We start from the raw sequence: 2,331 nt of genomic DNA on the forward strand, positions 1-2,331 counted from the left end.
GGATTGGTCTGCGGCCGTCAACTTGCTGAACTCGGCACTGGAGGCGCGCGGGCTCGCCGCCTCGACAACCGATCTCCGCGCCCACCTCGCCCCCTCGCCACAGATCCTCGAGCGCACAGGGTCCACCGAGCTCGCCGACGGCCCGGACTTCGACCGGCTCGCCGAAGGCACCCTTGCCGACCTGTTCGACGAGCTGCCTGTGCCGGAACATACGTCCGACGCAGTGGCACTCGTTTTCGGGCCCGGCGCCGCCCTGGCCCCCACGACGTGCTCTGGTACATGGCCACACCCAAGCGGTGCGCGGAGGCTGCGGTCGCCGCTGGAACCGCGCGCAACCTCGGCCAAGGCGAGGACGACGGCCCTCCCACGACCAAGCGACTGTTCTCCACAGACTGGCCATTGCTCGACCGGCACCGTGACTCCTTGGCCAACCGCATCGACTGCTGGCAGTGGCGAGGGCAGCGTGGTCCTGGAGGTGAGCGCGACGCCGCACTTGTATTCGCTGCGCTTTTACGACTGGCTGCGCCGTGACGTCGAGGGGGGCAGCGCCCGATCCACCTCGGGCACGCCTTCGACAACCTCGCCCCCGACCGTACTGGGGATGCTGTCAGGCGCGACCTCGTCCTGTCGCCGCGGCCGTTACGCAAGGGCGACGGCTGGTACGAGGAACTCCTCGGCGCCCTGCCGGAAATGTTTTTCGAGGTACGTCGAGTGGTCGTCGAGCGCGACCGTCCCGCCGCGGACGACACTGACGGGCGCTTTCATATCCTGAACGTGGTCGAGGGCTGTCCTCGGCACGATCCTGCAGTGCGCCCGGGCCCTGGGCGACAGGCCCGCTGCGCAATGCTCGCCCATCGGGCTCGAACGCCACTGGTCAGGAGGAGGCTCCTGCAAACGCCGAGCGAGGTTCGAGAGCGACGCCCTTTAGCACAGTCGCGCCCCCCACACCGCCGCCAGGCGCATTATCCGCAGCCCAGCAAACGCCGAAAAACTGCTACAAGTAGGCGTACATCCGAGCCTACGCTTCATTCGACCAGTTCCGGCCAGGCACCAATTTCTGAGCCTGGGTAAGAAGAATCATGGTCAATCAATACATAAACGCCCGCCGTAAGAAACAGCGCCGTCCGCATCAGTGCCCTACACCGGAAATCGAGGATCAGCAGTTGCCGCACCTCGGCGCCTATACACCTATAGCGTTGAGGTAAGCCGAGTTCGACGCGCTGGAATGCCTCCCGAACCCTGATCTCGAAGCGACCTTCCACAAAATCCCACCCCTCTCGCCGTCTCACCGCCGAGAACCTCCGTGGGAACTGTGATGTCGTACATGTACAGAGGGCGCCGGCAGCTGCGTAGCCTGCTGCATAGTACGCGCACGAGAGGCGCACACCATAGATAACTTTGGCAGATAAGGCTCTGGAGCCACCCCGTATAGGCAGGCGTGTCGCCAGGCCGTGGCGGAGTACCGACTATTTCTCTGCGACTGCGCAGAGACCGGGCGCCTGCGAAAAGGCCGTGTACCTCGAAGATCTAAGCGACGATTTAGCGTAGACGGTGTGTAGATAACCCTGTGGTTAGCTTGTTCATACGAGATGGCCTGAGGATTGAGAGCTATGCACTCTGCGGACGCCAGAAAATCGTGTCGCTCGGGGCCACGCAGCGCTGCCGGAAGTAGCGACGGGGCTCCGAAAGAAAGGATTTCCAGAACGCCGAGACGATTGGACCCTGAATCCGCCGCATGGGTCGACGCGTTGGAGGACGGGAGCGGGCCGCAATACGAACAGGCCTGCGCGCGCCTGCATGCGCTGCTGGTCCGGATCGCGATGGATGATGTGTTCCGCCGAGGACCCCGCTATCGGATCACGGGACCGGAGCTGAACGACCTCGCCCACCAAGCGGCTGCTGACGCCCTGATGAGGATCACGCATAAGATCCACGACTTCCGGGGCGACGCGAGGTTTACCACTTGGGCCTTCCGGTTCGTGGTGCTTGAAGTTTCCAGCAAGCTCGGCCGCCACTTCTGGCGCGCCTCAACCGCCCGGTTCGATCTCGACGAGTGGGCGCAGATGCCAGACCACTCTGGCATCGACCCCGTCAACCACTGGCAAGCCCAGGAACTAGTCGAGGCCGTCCAGGACGCTGTCGAGACAGCGTTGAGCGCCCGGCAGCGACAGGTCTTCACCGCGCTCGTCGTCAGGGGCGTCCCCCTAGAGACACTGGCCGACGAGCTGGAAACGAACCGGAACGCTCTCTACAAGACCATGTTCGACGCGCGCAAGAAGCTGCGAGCCAGGCTGGTCGCCAACGGCCTCCTCAACACCGCAGGCTGAAACC

The 2,331-nt window shown here is 64.2% G+C and carries 4 protein-coding genes; 1 reads left to right on the forward strand and 3 read right to left on the reverse strand.

Annotation, left to right across the window (positions count from 1 at the left end; translation table 11 throughout):
- The 3 genes from VXC91_RS44605 to VXC91_RS44615 all read right to left on the reverse strand — a co-directional run.
- A partial coding sequence (locus VXC91_RS44605; RefSeq protein ID WP_329513049.1) for a hypothetical protein occupies positions 1 to 211 on the reverse strand: 211 nt, incomplete at its 3' end.
- Positions 212 to 639: 428 nt separating this feature from the next.
- Positions 640 to 765 (reverse strand): hypothetical protein, encoded by a 126-nt coding sequence (locus VXC91_RS44610; RefSeq protein ID WP_329513050.1) that lies wholly within the window; start codon positions 763 to 765, stop codon positions 640 to 642.
- Positions 766 to 1,025: 260 nt separating this feature from the next.
- Complete coding sequence (locus VXC91_RS44615; protein ID WP_329513051.1) at positions 1,026 to 1,262, reverse strand: hypothetical protein; 237 nt, start codon at positions 1,260 to 1,262, stop codon at positions 1,026 to 1,028.
- 453 nt (positions 1,263 to 1,715) lie between these two features.
- Here VXC91_RS44615 and VXC91_RS44620 point away from each other — a divergent pair, with 453 nt between their 5' ends.
- Entirely contained in the window at positions 1,716 to 2,327 is a 612-nt protein-coding gene (locus tag VXC91_RS44620) for an RNA polymerase sigma factor (RefSeq protein ID WP_329513052.1), read from the forward strand.
- Positions 2,328 to 2,331 lie beyond the last annotated feature (4 nt).

It is taken from the genome of Streptomyces chiangmaiensis (genome assembly GCF_036281785.1).
GTDB lineage: Bacteria > Actinomycetota > Actinomycetes > Streptomycetales > Streptomycetaceae > Streptomyces > Streptomyces chiangmaiensis.